Origin of the sequence: Mesorhizobium sp. ORS 3428, from assembly GCF_001854785.1 — a bacterium.
Lineage (GTDB): Bacteria > Pseudomonadota > Alphaproteobacteria > Rhizobiales > Rhizobiaceae > Mesorhizobium.
Window position 1 is genome coordinate 51,928 of sequence record NZ_MDFL01000057.1, and the last position, 21,889, is coordinate 73,816.

Genomic DNA, 21,889 nt, shown 5'->3' on the forward strand with positions numbered 1-21,889 from the left:
GCGCGAAGGTATCGGGAGGCGCGAATGTGGGCAAGYGGGTGGAGTGCGTGATCTCCCCCCAAGTGGGGGAGATGGCCGGCAGGCCAGAGGGGGCGCTGTCCCGCCGGCGTCTCCGTGGTCAAGTCGCCGCCCTGGAGAAACCGCCGCTCTCTTAATTCAGCACCCGCCCATCAATCTCCCCGACGCTTCTTGTCCCCGTGAGCGCCATGGTGACCGACAGCTCCTTGCGCAGGATCTCTATCGCCGTCGCCACGCCGGCCTCGCCGCCGGCGCCAAGACCGTAGATATAGGCTCGTCCGAGCAGGCAAGCCCGGGCGCCAAGGGCCAGCGCCCTCATGACATCCTGGCCCGAGCGCACGCCGCCGTCGAACAGCACCTCGATCTCCGAGCCCACCGCCTCCGCGATCCTGGGTAGCATCGAGACGGTCGAGGGCGCGCCGTCGAGCTGCCGGCCCCCGTGGTTGGACACCACGATGGCATCGGCGCCCGTCTTGCTGGCGCTTCGCGCGTCGTCGACGTTGAGGATGCCCTTGAGGATCAGCTTGCCCGGCCAGATGCTCCGGATCCAGTCGACATCGCTCCAGCTCAGCGTTGCATCGAATTGATGCGCCACCCAATCCGCCACCGCCTTGACGCTGTCCTCGCCCTTCACATGACCGGCGAGGTTGCCGAAGGTCCAGCGTTTGGCCGAGAGCATGCGGGCCGCCCAGCCCGGCCGGCTGGCAATGTCAAGGATAGTGCGCGGCTTCAGCGCCGGCGGCACCGAGAGCCCGTTCTTGACATCGGCGTGGCGCTGTCCCAGCACCTGCAGGTCGACGGTGAGCACCAGCGCGCTGCAGCGGGCGGCGATCGCGCGCTCTACGAGCGAGCGCACGAAGCCTCGATCCTTCATCACATAGAGCTGGAACCAGAACGGCTTGCCGACCGCCTCGGCAATATCCTCCATCGAGCAAATCGACATCGTGCTCAGCGTATAGGGAATGYTGGCGGCCACCGCGGCGCGGCAGGCGAGGACCTCGCCATCGGCCCATTGCATGCCGCCGAGGCCGATCGGCGCAAGCGCTACCGGCAGCGATACCCTCTCGCCGAGGATCGTCGTTGCTGTATCGCGCTGCTCGACGTCGACCAGCACGCGCTGCTTGAGCGAGATGCGCTCGAGGTCGGCGCGGTTGGCGCGCAAGGTCTGCTCGGCATAGGAGCCGGCCTCGGCATAATCGAAGAAGACGCGCGGCACCCGGCGACGCGCGGCATGGCGCAGGTCCTCAATGCAGGTCATATTCGCCATGAGCTTTGGCGCCGAGGTCGCCATGATCTCGTCAGGCAAGTCCACGATGTCTGTCGGGACATCGRACGCCGTGCGGAATACCCGTTCCATCGTCGTCCTCCTATCGAATATTAGCAGACGCTGATCATTGAAGGCCGCACATTCGCTGATGTAAATTCACTAGCGAGTATACTTTCACCGGCGACGGCCGCGCCCATGCCCAGAGCGTCTGACGAGACCAGGCCCGAGATCTTGCAGGCGGCTTACAAGCTGTTTCGCCGCCGGGGCTTCTTCCGCGTCGGCATGGACGAGATCGCGGATGCCGCGGGTGTCACCAAGCGCACGCTCTACTACCATTTCGATAGCAAGGACGCGCTGCTGACCGCCGTGCTTGCCTCGCAGCACGAGCGTACCTTYGCCGGCTTTCAGAACTACGGCATCGACYTGTCGGGCGRCTCGGCCGAGCTGATCGACAAGCTGTTCGAGGGCCTGGTCAAATGGTCGTCCAAGCCGCGCTGGGCGGGCTCCGGCTTCACCCGGCTGGCGATCGAACTCGCCGACCTGTCCGGCCATCCCGCGCGCTCGATCGCCCGCCAGCACAAGGCGCTGATGGAGCGGCATCTGGAAACGCTGCTTGCCGAAGCGAAGGTGCCGTCACCGAAGGCACGGGCGCGCGAGCTCTCCTTGCTGATCGAGGGCGCTATGGTGATGATCCTGATCCACGGCGACAAGAGCTACTGCGCGGCTGCCGCGGATGCGGCGAAGCGGTTGCTCGCGGACGGCTCGTCCCTGCCCATGTCGTGAGGGGCAATCGGAAAAGCGCCCCATTCCTTCGTGTCCCCTCTCAGTTCTTTGCGCGAGAACCTTACTCCGGTGTGCGATTGAAGCTCCCTGAAGCCGGCGGGACAGCGCCCCCCTCTGCCCTGCCGGGCATCTCCCCCACTTGGGGGGAGATCACACTCACCGCCAGCCCGTAGGCCGCCCTGGCCATCAGGCAGTCGTCGTCGCCGGGCATGCAGGCGCGGCAGACATGCGGGCGGACGTCGTAGATCGCGCAGGCCGTTTCCTTGCCCACCTCGCCGCCAAGCGCGGCGCAGYGACCGCCCTCGCAGCGCATGCCGGACAGGTCGGCGGCAACCAGCTCTTCGGGGATACGTTCGAGCTCTGCGTCTTCCTCCGTGGAAAAACGCGGCCAGTCCGCCGAATAGGCGCAGCAGGCGCCGCAGTTCTGGYAGTCGAAAGCGGCAGGTATGTCGGTCAAAGTCAGGACGGATTGGTCGTGCGGCAAGGCGATCCTCATGCTGGCAATGCCTTTAGCACAGAGACAGGAAAAGCATCCGTGTAGGCCGAACAAGAATTTTTTGTTTTGCCGGGAACCATTTCGCCGGCTACCGATTATGTCCCTGTCGCCGGCAATTCACGAGCAATCGAGAAAGGCTGACGGCAAAAAGGCGCCTCCCGCACCCTGAAAAAGTGCGAGAGGCGTCTTTGCGTTTGCTCCTTACATGATCGTGCTCATCATCGGCAGGATTTCATAGCGGAAGCCGCGCCCCGAGCGCACCGTCGGGTCGGCGTCGGTCACCGCCTTCGCCTCGGCCTCCGTGCCGGCACGCAGGATCAGAAGGCCCCAGGGCCCGGCCGGATCAGCGACAGGCCCCGCCAGCATCATCGTGCCGGCGCGCAGCTGGCCCCGCAGATAGTCGGCATGCGCGTTCATCACCGCCCTCTCCTCTTGCGTCATGGTGAAGGCGAAGTCGGGCCGCGGCGGGATCAGCCGGCAATGGAAGACCGAAAGCGGCTTGAGGCCGGTCTCCTTCGAAAGGAAGTCGCCCAGCCAGTCCAGCACCCGCTCCCAGCCGGAGCCGTGGTCGCGGCAGGAGTCGTGGCGCCGGCCGAAGCCGTCGTGGCGCAGCGTCAGCCGTGTGCCGTTCTCCACCGCTTCAAGCGTGTAGGTGACGGTGGTGACGTTATCGCCATCCCATGGCGCTATCCAGGTCATTGCCAGCCGGTGCGGCGGCTCGACTTCGAGATATTCGCCCCCGACATGGAAATCTTCGCCGTCGGCGCCCTTGCCTTCCGAGCGCCAGGCGCCGCCCGGCCTGACGTCGGCCGTATGTTTCGTCGTCCGGTACATGTCGTCGGCGCCCCACCAGAGCGGGATCTGATCCTCGGCGGTGATGGCGCGGAAGACGCGCTCCGGCGGCACGGCGATGGTCACCGTGGCAAGGATGGTGCCGGCGGAGACGTCGGCGATCGCACGCGGTCTGTCGTTGCTGGCCATTATTCGCCCTCCAGATAGGATTTGAGATTGCCGAGGCTCTGCTGCCAGAAGTCGCGATAAGGCAGGATCCAGTCCGCCACGTCCTTCAATTCCGCCGGCTCCAGCCGGTAGATGCGCTCGCGGCCCTGCCGCTGCTCGGAGACGACGTTGAGCTCGCGCAGGATTCTCAGGTGCTTGGAAATGGCCRGGCGGCTCTGCGAGAAGGTCGAGGCCAGCTCGTTGACCGGCGCCGGGYCATGCCTCAGCCGGTCGAGAATGGCGCGCCGCGTCGGATCGGCGATGGCGCGGAAGACGGAACGGTCCTGCTCAGCCTGCGGCATGATGCGTATCCATTTGGTTACGTATTAAGYCGAATTGCTCGACTGGTCAATCCCTCGACCGGCAGCGTGCGGCTGACGAGATCAGTCCATGCCGAAGCCGCCTTGCCGGTCAAAGCGGTCGAGGATCGTCTTGAGGTAGCCTTTGAGTTCCTCAAGGCCGGATTGACCGATCGCCTCGGCATATTCCGCCTCGATCTCGGCCATCACCTCGACGGCGGTGGCAAGGCCCTCGCGCCCCTTGGGGGTGAAGGCGACAATGACGCCGCGGCCATCTTCCGGATCGGGTCGCCGCTCGACGAAACCGGCAGCCTCAATCTCCCTGACCAACTGCGCGACCGCCTGGCGGGTGATGCCCATGCGCCTCGCCAGCCCAGAGATGCGGGTGCCTTCCGTGTCCAGATTGCCGAGCAGGCGGGGATAGGACGGCTGCATGCCCTGGAAGCCGCGCGCCTGCATGCGCGCCACGGTCTCGTCGTTCATCAGCCGAAACAGCCGGACAAGCTGGCGCAGCAGTATCCTTTCCCGGCGCGCGCGAAACTCGGATTCGATTTCGTTCACCGCATCACCAAATTTAGGCAAGGTGGTAGACAAACTAGGCAAGTAGGTTGACAAAATAGGCAAGCTTGTTGCCGAGCACAAGCCGAGCCTGTGCCGATCCGCGCCCAGGGAGGTAGCCATGGATTCGCAGTGCGTCTCGCCTACCGTCATCGCCGGTTTTCCCGCAATCGAGGCGTCTCCTGCCCAGACAAGCGCCGGGCGCCCGCCCTTGCTCTTCGTCCACGGCGCCTTTGTCGACCACAACAGCTTCCGGCCATGGCTGGAATTCTTCGCCGCGCGCGGCTGGCGCGGCGTCGCAGCGGCGCGGCGCGGCCGCGCCGGCATCGGCCCTGCACGCGCCAAGGGTCTATCCGTCGCCGACTATGTCGACGACACGCTGAAGGTGATCGCGGCGCTCGGCGACAGACCGATTGTGGTCGGCCACAGTCTCGGCGGACTCATCGCCCAGCAGATCGCGGCGCTGGGCAAGGCCGAAGCGATTGTCCTGCTTTGTCCCGCGCCCGCCGCGAAGCTGCCGGCGCAGAAGGTGGCGTTGTCGACCTACCTGCCGATGATGCCGAGGATCCTGGCCGGCCAGCCGATCCTTCCCTCGGCCAAGGGCTGCGCCACCATTGCGCTCAACCGGATGCCGAAGGAAGCCTGCCCTATCCTGCACGCGCAGTTGGTCCCCGAGTCAGGCAAGGTCTATCGCGAGTTGATCTTCGGCTCCTGCAAGGTCGACTTCTCGAAGATTTCCTGCCCCGCCATGGTCATCGGCGGCGCCGAGGACCGCATTGTCGCGCCGGCACTGGTCGAATGGACGGCCGGTAAGCTCGGCGTCGCCGCCGAAATCCGAGAGCGTCACGCTCACTGGCTGCTGGCGGAACCGGGCTGGGAAATGATCGCCGGCAGCGTGGCCGATTTCCTCGCCGAACATTGGCCGCAGCAAAGGACTTCGCTCAGCCGCATCGCCTGATCAACGCTCCTGGTCGGTCGGGCGGATCAGGATCTCGTTGATGTTGACGCGCGGCGGCTGGCTGACAGCGTAGAGAATGGCATTGGCGATGTCCTCGGCGTTCAGCGCTTCCATGGTGGCAAGGCGGTGTTCCAGTCCGGCCTTGAATTCCTCGTTGGTGATGTGGTCGCCGAGCTCGGTGCGCACCAGGCCGGGCTCGATGACGGTGACGCGCACCTTGTCGGCATAGACCTCGCGGCGCAGCGACTCCGAGAAGGCGACGACGCCGAACTTGGTCGCCGCATAGCCGCTGGCGCCGGGATTGGCGACGCGGCCGGCCACCGAGGAGACGTTGACGATATGGCCCTTTGAGGCCTTGAGGTGCGGCAGCGCTGCCTTTGTGGTCGCCATCAGGCCGATCAGGTTGAGCTCGATCATGCGGCGCCAGTCGTCGAGATCGGCTTCGGCCGCGGGCGCGAGCAGCATGACGCCGGCATTATTGACGAGGATGTCGAGCCGGTCCCATTCGGAGACCACCTTGTCGACCATGGCGGTGATATCGCCGCTACTGGCGATGTCGGCTTCAATGGCGAGCGCGGTGCCGCCGGCTTTGCCGATGCGGCCGGAGAGCGTTGCGAGGCGATCGATACGGCGGGCGGCGACCGCCACCTTCGCGCCGGCGGCGGCAAGGGCGGCAGCGGTCGCCTCGCCGATGCCGGATGAGGCGCCGGTGACGAGCGCGACCTTACCCGCAAGAGGGGAATTTGCGGATGTCATGAGATTTCTCCAGGTGCCCGCCCTTTCCTTCACATAGGCCGCGCAGCCCATTCTGGAAGCCCGCCATCGGAGCAGTTGACGCAATTGCGGCCAGGCCTGCCGCGCAGTGGAAATGCTCTAGTCCTGTTCGTGCGGGCCCGGCTCCGGCCAGGGCTCCTTGGCGGCCTCGGCATACCAGTGCCGCATTGCCGGCGTCGCCAGCACGGCGTCGACATAGGCGCGGGTAACCGGCGCAAGCTCGCCGCCATAGGTATCGAAACGGGTGACGATGGGCGCATACATGGCATCCGCCACGGTGAAATGGCCGAACAGGAAGGGGCCGCTCCGGCCATATTGCTCGCGGCATTGCCGCCAGATCGCCTCGATCCGCGCCCGCTGCGCCTCGCCCTCGGTATCGAGCGGCTTATAGGCCTTTGGCCGGCGCAGGTTCATCGGCCAACCATAGCGCAGCTCGCGGAAACCGGAATGCATCTCGGTCGCCACGGAACGTGCCAAGGCACGGGCACCGACATCGTCCGGCCAGAGCTTTTTGTGCGGAAAGAGGTCGGCCAGATATTCAAGGATGGCAAGGGTTTCCCAGACGATCCTGCCATTGTGATTCAAGACGGGCACCAGTCCGGTCGGCGACACCCTGGCCAGATTGGCGGCGGTCTCGGGCGTGCGCAGGCGCACGAAGCCTTCCTCGAAGGGGATTTCCAGATGCCGCATCGCCACCCAGGGCCTCAGCGACCAGGAAGAAAAGCATTTGTTGCCGATATAGAGCGTGAATTCCGCCATGGTTGCCCCTGATGCCGATTGCGGTGTCAGGCTAAAGTAATTCCAGGAAAAGTGTGAAACGGTTTTCTGTCCGGAATTGCGTAAAGCAAGGAGATCGCTTCGCCTTCCCGCCGAAAGTCTTTGCCGCGACGTGGCGGGCCGCGCGGAACCCAAACGCCGGCCGCTCGTTATCGAAACCGGATGCGGCAGCCGCATCCGCTCCCAGACGACCCAGGAGATGCGGATATGGTGAACAGGGATCAGGTCGCCGGCATCGCCAAGCAGGTGAAAGGCACGCTCAAGCAAGCAGCCGGCAAGGCCACGGGCAGTCGGCGCATGCAGGTGGAAGGCGTATCCGAAAGGATCGCCGGCAAGGTGCGCAAGGCCTATGGCGATGTGAAGGACAAGGTCCGCAAGGCGCTCTGATCCGTTCCACCACTCTTGGCGAGGCCGGTGCGCAACCCGCGCACCGGCCTCTTCCTTGTTTCGGTCCGCCAGCGCCCAGTCCGACATCGCCGGCGCGGGCAACATCACCGCTTTCCGCCGCGGCTGTTCAGGTGGGCCAGCTCTTGGCGAAGGCGTTGGTGAAAATGACCTCGCCATTGTCGCCGGCCGCCTCGCCCAGGACGACATCCATATGGTCATCGGTCACCCGCGCCAGCGCGAAGCCGCCCATATAGGCCGCCTTCGGCTTGACGATGTCGAGCCCGTCTCGCTGGTAGATCATCGGCACCTCGTGCTGATGGCCGTGGAAGACGGCGATCACATTGTAGCCCTTCAGCACCGCAAGCAGCGCCTGGCGATCGGCCTCGCTCCACCAGTGCGGCCGGCCCGTGCCGGCATCGTCATAGCGGCGCTTTGCCGGATCCCAGCGCTCGATCGAGAAACTGTCCCAGCCATAATGCTGGAACAGGATCACCGGACGGCCGTCGCCGGCATAGGTCGCAAGATCCTGCTTCAGCCAAGGCAGGCTACTCAGGACGCCATGGCCGGTATCGCCGGCGAAGCGGTGGGTCTGGATAAGGTGCAGGCCGCCCCAGTCCCAGGAATAGCAGTCGGTGTCGACGTCGTAGTCGGTGGCCGGCACCGGCGGCTTGAAGAAGACGCCGGTGCGATGGTTGACCTCGACATAGTCGCGCAGCTCGCGCCGATACCAGTCGACATGCGGCGGCGAGCCGTTCTGGTCGAGATCATGATTGCCGAGCCCGATATAGACCGGAATGTGGATGCGGTCCGGCCCGATGCCCTGCTGGTAGCGCTGGCTGAACTGCAGCAGCTGCGTGCCTACGCTCGGCTCGGTCACCTGGCCGCCGCCGTCGTCGGTGATGTCGCCGCCGGTGACGAGGCCAAGCGGCGTGCCGATGCGCTTGCCGGCCGACTTCAGGCCGGTGGCGACGCCGTTGATCTCTACCGGCCAGTCCTTGTCGGTCAGCGCATTCAGGGCAGCCACGCTGCGCAGCAATGCCGCGTCGGTCTTCCCCTCCTTCTGGCAGTTGGGGCTGAGCCCGTGCACCATGCGGCAGGCATGGATGTCGGCGATGAACAGGAAGGTTGCGTCGATCGGCTGGATGCGCCGGCCGGTCTGGGCGAATGCGGGGCGCGGCAAGGCGCAGGCCGCTGCGAGACCGGCCGCCTGCTTGAGGAAAATGCGACGTGAAAAAGGGATTGAAGAATGGYGATTCATAATCCTGCGATTGAACATTTTCGGCGCCGGCTCGTCCAGCTTGGCGCTGCAGAGCCCTCTTCATGCTTTGCTGCTTTACCGAGGAAGTTCGGTAGTCGGTCAGTCCGAATTTTCCTCGAGCTTTCTGAAGAACCACCCGGCTGCAATCACTGCCCCGAACCCCAATGCGGCTATGACAGCAGCAAGCGGCGTGATGCCTATCGTCAGATAGGCGAATGCTCCGATCGCAAGCCCGATGGATTTGACCCAACTGGGTAACGATTGGCCTATGTGATTTTCGAGGATGATATCGCCGCCGAACAAAACGCCGGATTGAAGGACAAACAGCCAGAATAGAGCTGCAAAGAACCCAAACTTTTTTGCAAAGAATAGTCGCTCAAGACCGTACGGGATGGCGACTGTTGCAATGGATACGATCAGAAAAAGCATCTGAAACAACTAACATTGCGCCATACGACGTCCTAACATGGACGTTGGATTTTTCCTTATCGGTCACACCCGCATAACATGGCCGGTGTCGCGCCGCCAATGACAGACGACGGCGGGACAGCAAAGGATCGCGGGCCTCCCGCGATTGTCGTCACAGCCGCTCCAGCCCCTCCAGCCCCCRCAAACACTCCCGCAGCACCCCCGTATCCTGCGYGGTCTTGGCCATCGACATGGCGCCAGAATAGGCCGCCACGGTGAGCGCGGCGAAGCGATCGGGATCTATGCCGCCCTCCCCGCCGGCTTGCTGGTCGGCGCGCACCTTGTCGGCGATCGCCTGGCGCCAGCCGGCGAAGATACCGGCCAGGGCCGAGCGGAAATCGGCATCGGCGAGCGACAGTTCATGCGCGAGATTGTTGAGGGGGCAGCCGCGCACAAAACCCTGCTGGTCGAGCTCCGCCGCCACGGCCTCGAACACCAAGCGAACGCCTTCGCGCGCGGAGGGCGCCGCCCTGAGCGGGGCGATCCAGGTCTCTTGAACTGCCGCCGCGACGCGCTCCTCGATCACCGCCAGTGCCAGCGCCTTCTTGGTCGGGAAATGATGGTGCAACGCGCCACCGGTGACGCCGGCCGCCGCCATCAGGTCGCCGAGGCTCGAGGCATGATAGCCGCGCGCCTGGAAGCAATCTTCCGCCACGTCGAGGACGCGGCGGCGCATGCCTTCGGGGTCGTTGGTGCGCTTTCTGCGCATCGCCATCTCCTCCTTCTCCCCTTGTGGGAGAAGGTGCCTGAACGCAGTGAAGGCGGATGACGGGTGTTCCAGCTTGGCAAGGACGGCACTCCGTCCAGCACCCCTCATCCGTCTTGGCGCTACGCGCCGATCCACCTTCTCCCGCAAGGGGAGAAGGAGAAGAAAATATCAGATTGACAAAACAGGACAACCGGTTTGTTTATAAACCGGATGATCATCCTGTTTAGAGATTCCAGTCATGAACCGACCCTTCAACGCCATTCTCCCGCGCCTTGCCTCGCCGATTGTCGAGCTCAGGCAATACACGCTGAAGCCCGACCAGCGCGAAACACTGATCACGCTGTTCGACCGGGAGTTCATCGAAAGCCAGGAAGCGACGGGCATGACCGTCATCGGCCAGTTCCGCGATCTCGACCGTCCCGACATGTTCGTCTGGCTGCGCGGCTTCGAGGACATGGCAGTCAGGAAGGACGCGCTGAGCGCCTTTTATGGCGGCCCGGTCTGGGCCGAGCACCGCGACGCCGCCAACGCGACGATGATCGATTCCGACGACGTGCTGCTCCTGAAGCCGGCGTGGCGGGATGCGGGCTTCGACCTGTCGGGGCTGCAACGACCGCCTGCGAACGAAGCCGGAAAGCCAAGCGAAGCTGGTCGGTTAGCCGGAATTGTTGAGATTTCGATTCATCAATTGCGCCGGGGCGCGGAGGCCGACTTCGCCGAACGCTTCCGCGCGCAGGCGCTTCCGCAGCTCACGGCAAATGGCGCGCGCCTGCTCGGCGCCTTCGTCAGCGAGCACGCCGAAAACACTTTTCCGCGCCTGCCGGTGCGAGCCGGCGAAAATGTTTTCGTTACCGTCGCCGGCTTCGACGACAAGGAAGCGCACGAGCGCTGCCATGCCAACCTCGCCAATTCGCCGGCATGGCAGGCGATCGGCGAGGCCGAGCCGGTCCGTCCCACGAAACCGGTCGAAATGCTGCGCCTGACGCCGACGGCCCGATCGCTGTTGCGGGTAGCTACCAGCTAAAGACGCGGCATCATTTCCACGACCGTTTGGGCGACAAAGGCCGGGTCTTCCCAGTGCGGGTTGTGTCCACAATGCTCCGCCCACACGAGGCGCGCGCCGGCCAGCGCTTGGGCCAGGGACTGCTGGTGCGCCTCGTCGAAAAGTGGATCGCGGCCGCCGGCGATGATCAGCGTCCGAGCCCGCACCGCCCGCGCCTCAGCGGTGAGGTCCGTGCGGCGGATTTCGTCGAGAATGGCGCGCCAGAGGGCAGCGGGCATCGCAGAAGCGTCCTCTGCCAATCCCGTCAGGAAGGCTTTCGGTACGCCTGCGTCGCACGCGTGCCACCAGTCGTAGAAAGGATCAGCCGGCGAGATCGGATCGCGCAGCGCCGCGACGCCGGCGACCAGCGGATGATCCGGCGCGAAGCCGGCGTTCAACGTGCCGGCCACGACCACGAGTCCGCCGACCAGTTGCGGATGCCGCGCGGCCAGAGCGATCGACACCATGGCTCCCAGTGAGTGGCCGATCACGACCGGCCGGTCGAGCCGCAGCCGCCGGATCAGCCCAGCGATGTCTGCGGCGAAATCGGCGATGGCGCAGCCCTCGCCCGCCTGCGAGGCGCCGTGCCCGCGCAGATCCGGCATGATCAGCCGGCAGCCGGCGAGATAGGGCACAAGCAGAGAAAAGCTGCGACTGGTGTCGGTGAAGCCGTGCACCATGACGAGCGGCGGCCCCGAACCGGCGACCTCGACATAGGCAAGGTCGAGACCGCCGACATCGACGAATTGCTTGCGACTGGCCCACGTATCTTGATCCGGCAGCGTATCCTGTTCCGGCAGGCCCAACGCCAACAGCCTCACAGTCCGAGCTTTTCCTTGACGGCGGCAAGGCCGGGCTTGCCGTCGAAGGTGGTGACGCCGGCGAGCCAAGCGTYGAGGCGACCCTTGTTCAGCGTGATCGACTTCAGCGCTCCCTCCTCCGGCTTCAGGCCGTCATTGATGAGGTAGCCCATGCCGACATTTTCCAGGTCGATGTCGAAGACGAGGTTCTTCAGGAACTGYGCGACGTTCGGGCATTCCTGCAGGTAGCCCTTGCGCGCCTGCGTGGTCACAGTCGCCGCGCCGAAATTCGGACCAAAGAACTTGTCGCCGCCGGTCAGGTACTTGAAGTCGTACATCGTGTTCATCGGATGCGGCGCCCAGCCCTGGAAGACGATGAACTGCTTCTCCTTGATCTCGTAGCCGACCTCCGAAAGCATGCCGGCTTCGCTCGATTCGACCACCTRCCAGCCGTCGAGGTGGAACTGTGGATCGGCGATGGCGTCCATCATCAGCTGGTTGGAGCCTGGTTCGATGCCGTACATCTTCTTCCCGAATTTATCGGCGAATTTGTGCAGGTCGGACAGATCCTTGACGCCGGCTTCCCAGACATAGGTCGGCACGGCGAAGGTGTATTTGGCGCCGACCAGATTGACGCGCACATTCTCGACCGAGCCGTCCTTCTTGTAGGGCTCGTAGTAGGTGACCATCGCCGGATCCCAGTAGCCGAGGAACAGGTCGAGGTCCTTGTTCTTCATGCCTTCGTAGATGACGTTGATGCCAAGCACCTCGCTCTGCGGCTCATAGCCCAGCGCCTGCAGCAGGACCTTGGCCACCCCCGTGGTGAAGGCGAGATCGTTCCAGCCGGGCTCGGCCATGCGCACCACCCTGCACCCAGCCGCCTCGGCCGCATAAGCGGTCTGAGCGGCCAGCATCAAGGCGGCGAGACAGACGCCATTCGCAAGCATGCGCAACATTCCGGTCCTCCTCATATTTTGACCAATGGGTCATATTCTTGTCCCATCGGTCAATTGTTGATCTGAACGGACGAAGATGTCAACATCGATTCGCCATGCAGGGATCGATCCGGTGAAACTCACGCGTCTCAGCGACATACGCCGCAAGGAATTGCGGCAGGCGGCATTCGCAGTGCTGGAGCGCGAGGGYATTGCCGGCGCGACGCTGGAAAAGGTCGCGGCCCAGGCCGGCGCCTCAAAAGGCATCGTCCTGCATTATTTCCGCAACAAGCAGGAGCTGTTCGAGCACGCGATGCGCGAGGCCAATGCCGTGCTCTGTGACGCCGTGGTCGCCAGGCTTCGGCGGGCGAGGACGCCGATGGAACGGCTCGATGCGGTGATCGAGGGCAATTTCGAGGAGCATTTGTTCCTGCCGCCGCTCTGCCATGCCTGGCTGTCGCTCTGCGCCGRGGTGCCGCGCGACGAGAAGCTGGCGCGCATCCAGAAGGTCATCCACGCACGCATGCGCTCGAACCTGTTGTCCGGCCTGCGCGGCCTCGCATCTGCGGAACTGGCGGACGAGATCGTGCTCGGCGTCACCGCGCTGATAGACGGCCTGTGGCTGCGGCTCGGGCTGCAGCCGGGCAGCGTATCGCGCGAGCAGGCGATCCGCCAGGTCAAGGATTTTGTCGCGGGCCGCCTCGCCCTGCGCCAGCCCTCATCCGTTGGCCTGGCCTCTGCCGGGTAAAGTTCATACGGGCCAGACAAGACCTCTGCTGGACAGCCTGCGCCGTCCGTCACTGCGTCCCTGTCATGCGGCGGGTGACTCCTGGGCTCGAAAGCTGCCGCTTTTCAGCGCCATCCCAATCCCTGAATCCGAGCGTCGCGATTTCATCGAGAACCTGCTCGCGGATCCAGCGATGCGGCGCCTCGTCGTCGTGGCGGGCGTGCCAGTACATCCTGACTTCCGGCACCGCGATGCTCAGCGGCGACTCGAAGAGCGCGAGGGGCAGGCTCCTGGCGGCGGAGACTGCGAACTGTCTGGGAACGGCGGCGAGGTGATTTCCGCCGGCTACCGCCAGGGCGACGGCCTGGAAACGCGGCAAGGCAAGGCTCACCCGGCGCTTTCGCCCGATTCGCTCGAGCGCCTCGTCGGTAGAGCCCGACATCGAACCGTCGATGGAACGCAAAACATGCGGCAGTTCGCAGAAGAGCTCGATCGGCAGAACCCCGCCGTCCGCGATCCCGGCCTGCCTGATCGCCGCGTTGTCCTTTGCGGCAATGATCACGAAAGGCGAGTGAAACAGCGGCGTGCTGGAGACCCATTCGGCGACCTCCAGCGGGCGTTCCAGCGCGGCGTCGATCTCATCCTCCTGGAGCAGCTTCGAAACGTCGCCGCGCGCACTGTCCAGAAAGCGCAGCGACACGCGGGGTGCCATCGCCGCGATGCGCGCGGCAAAGGGCGGCATCAGCAGCATGGAAAAGAAATCCGCGCCCATGAAGGTGAAGGTCCGTTCGAGTGTCGCCGGATCGAAATCCTTCGCGGGCTGGAAGGCGCGCTCGATCTCGCGCAGCGCCGCGCGCACTGGTTCCGCCAGGCTCTCGGCACGCGGGGTGGGCACCATGTCGTTGCCGCGCCGCACGAAGAGCTGGTCGTTGAGCAAGTGGCGCAGGCGGTTGAGCGCGGCGCTCACCGCCGGCTGACTGAGGCCGATCTGCTCGCCGGCGCGCGTCACGCTTTTCTCGCGCAGAAGCGCGTCGAGCACCCTCACCAGATTGAGATCGAGCGCGTTCAAATTCATCGCGTCAATTCAGCCCATACGATCATAGGATTTCCGTCGTCCGCCTGTCCTCGGTTAGGTCGCATCGACGCCRCACCGTCGGCACCAACAAAGGAAGAACAGTGATGACAATGATCAACAGCACCATCGCAGGCAAGCAACTCCTTTGGTTCAACAACACGCTGGTCGCCATCCAGGTGTCGTCAACCGACGGCGAGGACGGCATCTGCGTCATCGAGCACCGGCTGCCCTATGGCGATTCTCCGCCGCTGCACGTGCACCGGAACGAGGACGAGGTGTTCCACATCCTCGAAGGGCAAATGCGTTTTCTGATCGATGGCCGCGAGCGGATCGTCGGCGCCGGCGAAACCATCATCGCGCCGAAGGGCCTGCCGCACAGATACAGGGTCGAGTCTCCCGCAGGCGCACATACGCTCACTGTCACGCGCGGCGCGGATTTCGAGACGATGGTGCGCCAGGCGAGCCGCCCCGCCGAAAAGCCTGACCTGCCGCCGCCGGCCGAGCCGACGCCGGAGATGATCGCGGCGCTGACGAGGATTTGCGCGGAGAGTGGCATCGATATTGTTGGAGCGCCGCTGAATAGCTGATCTCGCCACAAGGGGGGAGATTGCCCAACCCTTCAAACCGATTTGCATTCCCCTCGCCCGCAATCTCCGCTTGATGCCATTTGTGCGACGCGTTACGCCCTTGCGCAAATCGACAGACCGGAGATTTCTCGTGAGCGCTGAAAAGACCAGAACCGAAACCGATACATTCGGTCCCATCGAGGTCGCGGCCGACCGCTATTGGGGCGCGCAGGCGCAGCGTTCGCTCGGCAATTTCAGAATAGGTTGGGAAAAGCAGCCGGTCTCGATCGTGCGGGCGCTCGGCGTCATCAAGCGCGCGGCGGCCGAGGTCAACATGGAGATGAAGCGGCTCGATCCTGCCATCGGCAAGGCGATCGTGCTCGCGGCGCAGGAAGTCATCGACGGCAAGCTCAACGACCATTTCCCCCTCGTCGTCTGGCAGACGGGCTCGGGCACGCAGTCCAACATGAACGCCAATGAGGTGATCWCCAACCGGGCGATCGAGCTGCTCGGCGGCGTGATGGGCTCGAAGAAGCCGGTGCACCCCAATGACCACGTCAATATGAGCCAGTCGTCGAACGACACCTATCCGACGGCCATGCACATCGCCTGCGCCGAGCGGATCGCGCACRACCTCGTCCCTGCGCTGCATCATCTGCACAAGGCGCTCGACGCCAAGGCCCGGGCCTTCAACCACATCATCAAGATCGGCCGCACGCACACGCAGGATGCCACGCCGCTGACGCTCGGCCAGGAATTCTCGGGCTATGCCGCGCAGGTCGCCTCGTCGATCAGGCGCATCGAGATGACGCTGCCCGGCCTGCAGGAATTGGCGCAGGGCGGCACCGCCGTCGGCACCGGCCTCAACGCGCCGGTCGGCTTTGCGGAGAAGGTAGCGGACCGCATCGCCGCCATCACGGGAATTTCCTTCGTCACGGCGCCGAACAAGTTCGAGGCGCTGGCGGCGCATGATTCCATGGTGTTCTCGCATGGCGCGATCAACGCGGCGGCCGCAGCACTGTTCAAGATCGCCAACGACATCCGCTTCCTCGGCTCCGGCCCGCGCTCGGGCCTCGGCGAGCTCTCGCTGCCGGAGAACGAGCCGGGCTCCTCGATCATGCCGGGCAAGGTCAACCCGACCCAGTGCGAGGCGCTGACGCAGGTCTGCGTGCAGGTGTTCGGCAACCATGCAGCGCTGACCTTCGCCGGCAGCCAGGGCCATTTCGAGCTCAATGTCTACAACCCGCTGATGGCCTACAACTTCCTGCAGTCGGTGCAACTGCTGGCGGACGCTTGCATGTCCTTCACCGACAATTGCGTCGTCGGCATCGAGGCCCGCGAGGACAACATCAAGGCGGCGCTGGAGCGCTCGCTGATGCTGGTGACGGCGCTGGCCCCGACCATCGGCTACGACAACGCCGCCAAGATCGCCAAGACCGCGCACAAGAACGGCACCACGCTGCGCGAGGAAGCCTTGGCCACCGGGCTGGTCAGCGAAGCCGACTACGACCGGCTGGTACGGCMGGAGGACATGACGCATCCGGGCTAGGTGCCGTTAGCGTTCCATATCTGCCGAGACCTTCCAACGTCGTCATCCTTGGGCGCAGCGAGGAGCGAAGCGACCCGGCGCAGACCCGAGGATGACGAAGTGAGGGATGTTTCGGCCGATCTCCGAGGCACATGATGCGACAATGCGAGCACTGCGCTGGGGGACCAGCATTTTGCGGGGGGAGAATTTACTCCCCCAACCGAATCTCGCGACACGAATTTCTGCTGGCCACGCGATCGCAGAAATATAGAATCTGTGAACAATGTGTCGCCGCATAGGCATCTTTGGTGAACATTCTTCGTCGTCTATCTGACTGGGCATTCAACCCATTCGGAGACCCGCCATGTCCATCAACACTTCCGCCGCTACCGCCGGCAACGCCTCGAACGCTTCGGGCGCGATCCTCGTCGGCCGCATCCTTCTCTCCATCCTGTTCATCCTCTCGGGCTTTGCCAAGCTGACCGCGATTTCCGCCACCGCGCAGTGGTTCGGCAGCATCGGCCTGCCGCTGCCGACGGTTGCCGCGGTCGGTTCGGGCCTGCTCGAATTCTTCGGCGGCCTCGCCATCCTGGTCGGCTTCCAGACCCGCATCGTCGCCATCGCGCTGGCGATCTTCACGCTTGCCGCCACGGCGATCGCGCACCTCAACTTCGGCGACCAGATCCAGCTGCTGATGCTGCAGAAGAATCTTGGCCTCACCGGCGGTTTCATCCTCCTCGCCATTCTCGGCGCCGGCGCCTACTCGATCGACGCCAAGCGCGGCTGACGTTTTTGTTTGACGCAATTCCGAACGGAAACTGCTTCATTTCCTGGAATTGCTTGCCCCTCCCAAGCCTGAAACGGAAGCGGCGCGGAATTTTCCGCGCCGCTTTTTCGTTTTCCGGTTGCAGGCGTACACTGCGACCGCAGCCGGCAGATGCCGGCAAGGGAGGTGGCCGATGCCCCGCAACGCATTGCTTCTCATCTCGCGGCTCCTGCTTGCCGCGCTTTTCGTGCCCTCCGGCTTCCAGGCGCTCGCCAACATCGCCGGCACGACCAGCTATTTCGCCGGCCTCGGCCTGCCGCTACCGACGATTGTCGCCTGGGGCACCGGCCTGTTCGAATTGATCGCCGGACTGTTGATCCTCGTCGGCTTCCTGACGCGGATCGCGGCACTTCTGCTTGCCGCCTTCTCTATCGCCGCCGCCTTCATCGGCCATTACGGCCAGGGCGCCGACGATGCCACGCTCGCCTTCATGCACCAGCAGATGCTGATGAAGGACATTGCGATTGCCGGCGGCTTCCTGGCGCTCGCCATGGCCGGCGCCGGCGCCTGGTCGGCCGATGGGCGCGGCGCCGGCATCGGCGCCGAGGTGACCTAGAGCGTTTCACCGTTTCACTGAAACGGCGAAGCGCTCTATCTCTTTGTTTTGACGCAATTCCGGACGGAAGGTTACGGCGAAGCCGGCGAACCTACACGTTTCACGCTTTTCCTTGGAATTGCTTTAAGCCGACCCTACTTCACCGACACGCTCGGGCCGCCCTCGACCGCCAGCACAAGGCGGCGGTTGGTGATGCGCGCGAGCTGCGCCAGCCGCCCGGCGGGGCGTTCGCCATAGAGGTCGGCAAGCGAAGCCRGCAGCACCAGCGCCAGCGCGCCGTTGCCGCGGCTTTCCCATTTCAGGCGCGGCATCACGCCCGGCATCGCCGCCGTCAGCAGATAGATGACGCGCATCATCGCCGCCAGCACGCGGGCGCGCTCGAGCACGCGCGGCGGCGCCAGCGCCTTGATCTCCGGCGCGATCGTATCGTTGAAGACGCCGTCATGGCGATAGGCGCTGGCCAAGGCCAGATAGGCACGGCCGGGATGATCGACGCCGATAAAGGAGGCATGCGCGATGATGTTGAGCGACTGCTTGYCGCGATATTCCGGATGAGCGCGCCAGCCGATATCGGCAAGCAGGCAGGCGGCATGGCGGTAGCGCGCCTCGTCCACCGTCTCGTCGATGCCGAAGGCCTTGAAGGCCTGGCCGGTCCAATCGACGAGGTCGTGCGCGTGATGGACCGAGCGCGAGCGCAGCAGCGCCAGCTCTTCGGCCGCCGAGATCAGCGGATCGGCTTTCTGCTCGGCCGCGTCGAGCAGCGAATAGAGGAAGCCCTCGCGCACGCCCTGCGCCGAGACGACGATCTTCGACGGCTGCATTGCCGCCATGATCTCCTGCAGCACCACGGCGCCGTAAGGCAGCAGCGAGCGGCGGTTCTTGGAGACGCCCTCTATGCCCCTGACCTTTTCGACCTCGCCCTTGGCCACCTGCCTGAGGAAGGCCTGGGCGCTGTCGGCGGCGATCTCGTAGTGATGCATGACGCCGAGCGGGTAGTTGTTCATCTCCATATGCAGCCGGGCGAGGTTTCGCCAGGTGCCGCCGACGGCGTAAAACACCCTGCCCTGCCCCCCCTTGAGCAGCTTCGCCCGCGCCAGTTCCTGGCGCGCGATCTTCTGCGCCTGGACGAGCGAGTTCTTCGCCATGTCCTGCAGCCGCAGGCCGCCGAGCGGCAGGGTGATGCCGTCGCCGATCGACTCGCCGTTGATGTCGATGAGCTCCAGGCTGCCGCCGCCAAGGTCGCCGGCGATGCCGTTGGCAGGATAGAAGCCGGAGATGACGCCGAGCGCCGAATAATGCGCTTCCTGGCGGCCTGAAAGCACGCGGATCTCGGTCTTGAGCACCTCCTCGGCCCGGTGGATGAAGTCCGGGCCGTTGACCGCCTCGCGCGCGGCCGCGGTCGCCAGCACATACATATGCTCGGCGCCGGCCTGATCCGAAAGCGCGCGAAAACGGCGGAGCTCCTCCATCGAGCGGGTCACCGCCTCGGGATCGAGCTTGCCCGTCGAAACGATGCCGCGGCCTAGGCCGGCCAGCATCTTTTCGTTGAACAGCAGCGTCGGCGAGCGCGCCAGCCCTTCATAGACGACAAGACGGATCGAGTTCGATCCGATGTCGATGATCGACAGCGGCCGCCGGTCCTGGAGCCGGCCCTGGGATATTGAAATCACGCGGCGGCGTTCTTCTTGCGGCGCTTGAACTGGGCAATGCGCCTTGGAGCATGCGATTTCAGCGCGTCACCCCGTCCGGAAAGGCTCGGATTGGTCATGAAATATTCCTGCGCGTTGAACGGTTCCTCGCCCTCCTCCAGCATGACGCGCCGGGAGGTGCCGTCTGCCAATACGTCGAAACTTTGCTGGTTGTCCATGACATTGCCCAGCATGATCTGGCCGAGCACCTGTTCATGCACAGTCGGATTGGTGATCGGCACCAGGGTTTCAACGCGGCGGTCGAGATTGCGCGGCATCATGTCGGCGGAGGAAATGTAGACGATCGCCTCGTCGGAGGGCAAGCCGTAGCCATTGCCGAAGCAGTATATGCGGCTGTGCTCGAGGAAGCGGCCGACGATCGACTTCACCCTGATATTCTCGGAAAGGCCGGGCACCTGGGGCCGGAGGCAGCAGATGCCGCGCACGACGAGGTCGACCTCGACGCCGGCGCGGCTGGCGTCATACAGCGCGTCGATGACGGTCGGATCGACGAGTGAGTTCATCTTCATCCAGATGCGGGCCGGCCGGYCTTCGCGCGCATGGGCGATCTCGTCCCCGATGTGCTTCAGGATGCGCTCGCGCAGCGTGAAGGGCGACACCGCAATGCGCATCTCCTCGGCGGGTTCGGCATAGCCGGTGATGAAGTTGAAGATCTGCGCCACGTCGCGCGCGATGATCGGGTCGGTGGTGAAGAAGGACAGGTCGGTGTAGATGCGGGCGGTGACCGGATGGTAGTTGCCGGTGCCGAGATGCACGTAGTTGCGCAGCCGTCCGTCCTCGCGCCGCACCACCAGCGACATCTTGGCGTGGGTCTTCAATTCCAGGAAACCGAACACGACCTGCACACCGGCGCGCTCGAGGTCGCGCGCCCAGCGGATGTTGGCCTCCTCGTCGAAGCGCGCCTTGAGCTCGACCAGCGCGGTCACGGACTTGCCGGCCTCGGCGGCGTCGATCAGCGCACGCACGATCGGGCTGTCGTTCGAAGTGCGGTAGAGCGTCTGCTTGATCGCCACAACTTCGGCATCGGCCGCCGCCTGGCGCAGGAACTGCACCACCACGTCGAAGGATTCGTAGGGGTGGTGGACGATGATGTCCTTCTCGCGAATGGCGGCCAGGCAGTCGCCGCCATGCTCTCGAATGCGCTCGGGAAAGCGCGGGTTGTAAGGCGTGAATTTGAGATCGTCGCGCGGGACGGCGACGATCTCGGAGATCTGGCTGAGCGCCAGCGGGCCGGTGAGCACGCTGATGCGGCTCGACGCGACGCCGAGCTCGCCGGCGACGAAGTCGCGCAATTCGGCCGGCATCAGCGTGTCGAACTCGATGCGGATGACCGAGCCGCGGCGGCGGCGCTTCAGCGCCGTCTCGAACAGGCGCACAAGGTCTTCCGACTCTTCTTCCACCTCGATGTCGCTGTCGCGGATGATGCGGAACGTGCCGGAGCCCTTGACCTCATAGCCCGGGAACAGCTTGCCGATATACATGCCGACCGCCTCTTCCAGCGGGATGAAGCGCACATGGTGCTTGCGGTCGGGCAGGCGGATGAAGCGCCGCAGCGCCACCGGCAGGCGCAGCAGCGCGCTCATCTCCTCGCCATTCTTGCGGTGGCGCAATTGCAGCGCGATCGAAAAGCCCAGATTGGGGATGAACGGGAACGGGTGCGCCGGGTCGATCGACAGCGGCGTCAGCACCGGGAAAACCTGTTCCTGGAAATGCTCTTCCAGCCAGACCTTCTCGTCCTTGGTAAGCGCGTCGCGGGTGATGCTCTCGATGCCTTCCTTGTTGAGCAGTTCCATCAACACCGACAGGCTCTTCTGCTGGTCCTCCTGCAGGCGCTCGACCTCGCGCAGCAGCTRCTCGAGCTGCTGTTCGGGCGTGCGGCCGTCCGGGCTCTTCAGCACGATGCCCTCGCGCACCTGGCCGGCGAGGCCGGCGACGCGCACCATGAAGAACTCATCGAGATTGGCGGCCGAGATCGACAGGAAGCGGACACGCTCGAGAAGCGGGTGGTGCTCGTTCAGCGATTCCTCCAGCACACGCCGGTTGAACTGCAGCCAGGAGAATTCGCGGTTGACGAAACGGTCGGGATTGCCGCCATCGGGGCTGGCCGCCTCGACGGTGATAAACTCGTTCTGCACCGGCTTCAGTTCGGTCATGGTTCCTGCTCTTGCCTGCAACCGCCCTTTTCAGCGCCATACACCGCCGGACGCGCAACGGACGCTCTAACATGCATTTGTGACGCATGATGTCTCGGAATCGTTTCGATTCCCGGACTCATGCGCTTAACCGGCTCAACATATTCTCTGCCAGCCTTTTGCGACAGTTTCATTTCATCGATCTTGCAAACTGGCCGGTTATGATCCAGATGCAAGCGGGC

General features: G+C 64.5%; 23 protein-coding genes and 1 pseudogene. 9 read left to right on the top strand and 15 right to left on the bottom strand.

Annotated elements, in window-relative coordinates; all coding sequences use genetic code 11:
• Nucleotides 1-151 precede the first annotated feature (151 nt).
• Nucleotides 152-1,285, bottom strand: coding sequence for an alpha-hydroxy acid oxidase (locus tag ORS3428_RS06940; RefSeq protein ID WP_071096083.1), 1,134 nt, complete (start codon nucleotides 1,283-1,285; stop codon nucleotides 152-154).
• 195 nt (nucleotides 1,286-1,480) lie between these two features.
• On the opposite strand from ORS3428_RS06940, the gene ORS3428_RS06945 reads away from it, so the two are divergent.
• Complete coding sequence (locus tag ORS3428_RS06945; RefSeq protein ID WP_071095825.1) at nucleotides 1,481-2,068, top strand: TetR/AcrR family transcriptional regulator; 588 nt, start codon at nucleotides 1,481-1,483, stop codon at nucleotides 2,066-2,068.
• Nucleotides 2,069-2,246: 178 nt separating this feature from the next.
• Here ORS3428_RS06945 and ORS3428_RS06950 read toward each other — a convergent pair.
• The 4 genes and pseudogenes from ORS3428_RS06950 to ORS3428_RS06965 all read right to left on the bottom strand — a co-directional run.
• Nucleotides 2,247-2,564, bottom strand: a pseudogene (locus tag ORS3428_RS06950) (YkgJ family cysteine cluster protein); the annotation flags it as partial.
• 201 nt (nucleotides 2,565-2,765) lie between these two features.
• Nucleotides 2,766-3,545: an SRPBCC domain-containing protein gene (locus tag ORS3428_RS31245; protein WP_083355031.1), complete on the bottom strand. Its 780-nt coding sequence runs from the start codon at nucleotides 3,543-3,545 to the stop codon at nucleotides 2,766-2,768.
• Nucleotides 3,545-3,865, bottom strand: a complete 321-nt coding sequence (locus ORS3428_RS06960; protein ID WP_071095827.1) for an ArsR/SmtB family transcription factor — start codon at nucleotides 3,863-3,865, stop codon at nucleotides 3,545-3,547. The genes ORS3428_RS31245 and ORS3428_RS06960 overlap by 1 nt, the downstream gene beginning before the upstream one ends.
• An 81-nt stretch (nucleotides 3,866-3,946) precedes the next feature.
• Complete coding sequence (locus ORS3428_RS06965; protein WP_071095829.1) at nucleotides 3,947-4,423, bottom strand: MarR family winged helix-turn-helix transcriptional regulator; 477 nt, start codon at nucleotides 4,421-4,423, stop codon at nucleotides 3,947-3,949.
• A 118-nt stretch (nucleotides 4,424-4,541) separates the two neighbouring features.
• On the opposite strand from ORS3428_RS06965, the gene ORS3428_RS06970 reads away from it, so the two are divergent.
• Nucleotides 4,542-5,378 (top strand): alpha/beta hydrolase, encoded by an 837-nt coding sequence (locus ORS3428_RS06970; RefSeq protein ID WP_071095831.1) that lies wholly within the window; start codon nucleotides 4,542-4,544, stop codon nucleotides 5,376-5,378.
• Here ORS3428_RS06970 and ORS3428_RS06975 read toward each other — a convergent pair whose 3' ends face one another.
• Both ORS3428_RS06975 and ORS3428_RS06980 read right to left on the bottom strand, forming a co-directional pair.
• Nucleotides 5,379-6,134 carry an SDR family NAD(P)-dependent oxidoreductase gene (locus ORS3428_RS06975; RefSeq protein WP_071096087.1) on the bottom strand — a complete coding sequence of 252 codons (756 nt, stop codon included), beginning with the start codon at nucleotides 6,132-6,134 and terminating at the stop codon, nucleotides 5,379-5,381.
• A 117-nt stretch (nucleotides 6,135-6,251) separates the two neighbouring features.
• Nucleotides 6,252-6,911 carry a glutathione S-transferase family protein gene (locus tag ORS3428_RS06980; RefSeq protein ID WP_071095834.1) on the bottom strand — a complete coding sequence of 220 codons (660 nt, stop codon included), beginning with the start codon at nucleotides 6,909-6,911 and terminating at the stop codon, nucleotides 6,252-6,254.
• A 225-nt stretch (nucleotides 6,912-7,136) separates the two neighbouring features.
• On the opposite strand from ORS3428_RS06980, the gene ORS3428_RS06985 reads away from it, so the two are divergent.
• Nucleotides 7,137-7,316 carry a CsbD family protein gene (locus tag ORS3428_RS06985; RefSeq protein ID WP_083355033.1) on the top strand — a complete coding sequence of 60 codons (180 nt, stop codon included), beginning with the start codon at nucleotides 7,137-7,139 and terminating at the stop codon, nucleotides 7,314-7,316.
• Nucleotides 7,317-7,443: 127 nt separating this feature from the next.
• Here the strand turns inward: ORS3428_RS06985 and ORS3428_RS06990 are convergent, their stop codons facing one another.
• The 3 genes from ORS3428_RS06990 to ORS3428_RS07000 all read right to left on the bottom strand — a co-directional run bounded on the left by ORS3428_RS06990 (nucleotide 7,444) and on the right by ORS3428_RS07000 (nucleotide 9,751).
• On the bottom strand, nucleotides 7,444-8,574 hold the full coding sequence (locus tag ORS3428_RS06990) for a metallophosphoesterase (RefSeq protein WP_071096091.1): 1,131 nt from the start codon (nucleotides 8,572-8,574) through the stop codon (nucleotides 7,444-7,446).
• A 99-nt stretch (nucleotides 8,575-8,673) separates the two neighbouring features.
• On the bottom strand, nucleotides 8,674-9,003 hold the full coding sequence (locus ORS3428_RS06995; protein WP_071095836.1) for a hypothetical protein: 330 nt from the start codon (nucleotides 9,001-9,003) through the stop codon (nucleotides 8,674-8,676).
• Nucleotides 9,004-9,154: 151 nt separating this feature from the next.
• Nucleotides 9,155-9,751: a TetR/AcrR family transcriptional regulator gene (locus tag ORS3428_RS07000; protein WP_244507874.1), complete on the bottom strand. Its 597-nt coding sequence runs from the start codon at nucleotides 9,749-9,751 to the stop codon at nucleotides 9,155-9,157.
• Nucleotides 9,752-9,989: 238 nt separating this feature from the next.
• On the opposite strand from ORS3428_RS07000, the gene ORS3428_RS07005 reads away from it, so the two are divergent.
• Complete coding sequence (locus ORS3428_RS07005; protein ID WP_071095840.1) at nucleotides 9,990-10,775, top strand: NIPSNAP family protein; 786 nt, start codon at nucleotides 9,990-9,992, stop codon at nucleotides 10,773-10,775.
• On the opposite strand, the gene ORS3428_RS07010 is transcribed toward ORS3428_RS07005, so the two are convergent.
• Both ORS3428_RS07010 and choX read right to left on the bottom strand, forming a co-directional pair.
• Nucleotides 10,772-11,599 (bottom strand): alpha/beta fold hydrolase, encoded by an 828-nt coding sequence (locus tag ORS3428_RS07010; protein ID WP_244507875.1) that lies wholly within the window; start codon nucleotides 11,597-11,599, stop codon nucleotides 10,772-10,774. The genes ORS3428_RS07005 and ORS3428_RS07010 overlap by 4 nt on opposite strands.
• Before the next feature lie 11 nt (nucleotides 11,600-11,610).
• Nucleotides 11,611-12,549, bottom strand: a complete 939-nt coding sequence (choX, locus tag ORS3428_RS07015; protein ID WP_071095844.1) for a choline ABC transporter substrate-binding protein — start codon at nucleotides 12,547-12,549, stop codon at nucleotides 11,611-11,613.
• A gap of 76 nt (nucleotides 12,550-12,625) precedes the next feature.
• Between choX and betI the strand changes: the two genes are divergently transcribed.
• Nucleotides 12,626-13,276 (top strand): choline-binding transcriptional repressor BetI, encoded by a 651-nt coding sequence (gene betI / locus ORS3428_RS07020; RefSeq protein WP_108722999.1) that lies wholly within the window; start codon nucleotides 12,626-12,628, stop codon nucleotides 13,274-13,276.
• 49 nt (nucleotides 13,277-13,325) lie between these two features.
• On the opposite strand, the gene ORS3428_RS07025 is transcribed toward betI, so the two are convergent.
• Nucleotides 13,326-14,330, bottom strand: a complete 1,005-nt coding sequence (locus ORS3428_RS07025) for a LysR family transcriptional regulator (protein ID WP_071095846.1) — start codon at nucleotides 14,328-14,330, stop codon at nucleotides 13,326-13,328.
• Nucleotides 14,331-14,434: 104 nt separating this feature from the next.
• On the opposite strand from ORS3428_RS07025, the gene ORS3428_RS07030 reads away from it, so the two are divergent.
• From ORS3428_RS07030 to ORS3428_RS07045, 4 genes are all read left to right on the top strand, one after another.
• On the top strand, nucleotides 14,435-14,917 hold the full coding sequence (locus tag ORS3428_RS07030; RefSeq protein ID WP_071095848.1) for a cupin domain-containing protein: 483 nt from the start codon (nucleotides 14,435-14,437) through the stop codon (nucleotides 14,915-14,917).
• Between the two features lie 130 nt (nucleotides 14,918-15,047).
• Nucleotides 15,048-16,445 carry a class II fumarate hydratase gene (gene fumC, locus ORS3428_RS07035; protein ID WP_071095850.1) on the top strand — a complete coding sequence of 466 codons (1,398 nt, stop codon included), beginning with the start codon at nucleotides 15,048-15,050 and terminating at the stop codon, nucleotides 16,443-16,445.
• 343 nt (nucleotides 16,446-16,788) lie between these two features.
• Nucleotides 16,789-17,211: a DoxX family protein gene (locus tag ORS3428_RS07040; protein ID WP_071095851.1), complete on the top strand. Its 423-nt coding sequence runs from the start codon at nucleotides 16,789-16,791 to the stop codon at nucleotides 17,209-17,211.
• Nucleotides 17,212-17,383: 172 nt separating this feature from the next.
• Complete coding sequence (locus ORS3428_RS07045; protein ID WP_071095853.1) at nucleotides 17,384-17,806, top strand: DoxX family protein; 423 nt, start codon at nucleotides 17,384-17,386, stop codon at nucleotides 17,804-17,806.
• A gap of 134 nt (nucleotides 17,807-17,940) precedes the next feature.
• On the opposite strand, the gene ppx is transcribed toward ORS3428_RS07045, so the two are convergent.
• Together ppx and ORS3428_RS07055 are read right to left on the bottom strand one after the other, a co-directional pair.
• Nucleotides 17,941-19,476, bottom strand: a complete 1,536-nt coding sequence (gene ppx, locus ORS3428_RS07050) for an exopolyphosphatase (protein WP_071095855.1) — start codon at nucleotides 19,474-19,476, stop codon at nucleotides 17,941-17,943.
• Complete coding sequence (locus tag ORS3428_RS07055) at nucleotides 19,473-21,668, bottom strand: RNA degradosome polyphosphate kinase (RefSeq protein WP_071095857.1); 2,196 nt, start codon at nucleotides 21,666-21,668, stop codon at nucleotides 19,473-19,475. The genes ppx and ORS3428_RS07055 overlap by 4 nt, the downstream gene beginning before the upstream one ends.
• Nucleotides 21,669-21,889: the final 221 nt, after the last annotated feature.